Source organism: Bacillus hominis, from assembly GCF_018332515.1.
GTDB lineage: Bacteria > Bacillota > Bacilli > Bacillales > Bacillaceae_G > Bacillus_A > Bacillus_A hominis.
This window is the reverse complement of record NZ_BOQD01000408.1, coordinates 1-950: the sequence shown is the minus strand read 5'-3', so window position 1 is coordinate 950 and position 950 is coordinate 1. Positions and strand designations below refer to the sequence as shown.

1 protein-coding gene is annotated in these 950 nt (G+C 40.3%); it reads left to right on the top strand.

What is annotated here, in order from left to right; translation table 11 throughout:
* Positions 1-114 precede the first annotated feature (114 nt).
* Positions 115-873: an SDR family oxidoreductase gene (locus KI356_RS25750; protein WP_212936858.1), complete on the top strand. Its 759-nt coding sequence runs from the start codon at positions 115-117 to the stop codon at positions 871-873.
* Positions 874-950 lie beyond the last annotated feature (77 nt).

The window sequence follows — 950 nt, the reverse complement described above, 5'->3', positions numbered from 1 at the left end:
GATGTGTTAATTATTGAACATTTATCATTTTTTTGCTCATTGTAAGCGCTCTTTTATATTATTATAATTTTTATTGAACAACTGTGCAATAAAAGACAAAGGGGGCCGTTTCAGATGAGATTAGAAGGTAAAGTAGCAATTGTCACTGGTGCTGCGTCAGGCATGGGGAAAGCAATTGCAGAAGGTTATGCAAAAGAAGGAGCAAAAATCGTTGTATCAGACTTAAACTTAGAAGGGGCTCAACATGTAGTGCAAGGAATTAAAGCTACAGGTGCAGAGGCCATTGCTGTTCAAACAAACGTTACCTCTGATGAAGATATTCAACGCCTTTTCGATGAAACAAAACAAGCTTACGGGAAATTAGATATTCTTGTTAATAATGCAGGTATCATGGATGGAATGGAGCCTGTTGGTGAAGTTTCAGACGAACGCTGGGAAAAGGTTTTCTCTGTGAATACAGTATCTGTAATGAAAACCATGCGTATTGCAGTGAATCTATTCTTGGAACAAGGACACGGTACGATCGTCAATAATATTTCTGCAGGTGGATTATACGGTGCACGTGCTGGTGCTGTTTACACAGCATCTAAACATGCAGTCGTTGGCCTAACAAAAAACACGGCCTTTATGTATGCGAACAACAACATCCGTTGTAACGGTATCGCTCCTGGAGCAGTCATAACAAACATTGCTTCTACAATGACGAATGTGAGCGAATTTGGTGCGAGCCGTCAAGCATTAGGTATGGCAATTAATCCACGTGCTGGACAACCAGAAGAAGTTGCGCAACTGGCTATCTTCTTAGGCTCTGACGAAGCTAGTTTCGTAAACGGACAAGTGATTTCTGTAGACGGCGGCTGGACTTCATATTAATTTTAATTCAAGTATATAAAAGTAAATAAGTTTTGAAAAAGCAATGCTCCTGTCAATTTGGCAGGGGCATTGTCCGT